Source organism: Duganella violaceipulchra (genome assembly GCF_019166075.1).
In the GTDB taxonomy this organism is placed as follows: Bacteria; Pseudomonadota; Gammaproteobacteria; order Burkholderiales; family Burkholderiaceae_D; genus Rugamonas; species Rugamonas violaceipulchra.
In genome coordinates this window covers 1-235 of record NZ_JAHTGR010000258.1, presented here as the reverse complement: position 1 = coordinate 235, position 235 = coordinate 1, and the positions used below count along the sequence as shown (strand labels likewise).

Annotated in this window: 1 protein-coding gene; it reads left to right on the top strand. The window is 67.2% G+C overall.

Annotated elements, in window-relative coordinates; all coding sequences use genetic code 11:
* The coding region (locus KVP70_RS33960; protein ID WP_217946818.1) for an AMP-binding protein at positions 1-235 on the top strand (235 nt) is incomplete at both ends.

Below are 235 nucleotides of genomic sequence, written 5' to 3'. Positions count from 1 at the left end.
CAGGCTGCGTTGTGGAGCGGGCAGGCGTCCGCCAATCCGCAGCGGCACGGACTGACCCCGGCCCACCTGGCCTATGTGATCTACACCTCCGGCTCGACCGGCGCGCCCAAGGGCGTGATGATCGAGCAGCGCAACGCGGTCAATTTCGTGCATTGGGCGCGCGACGAGTTCGACGCCGATACGCTGGCGCGCACGCTGGCGTCAACCTCGCTCAACTTCGACCTGGCGATGTACG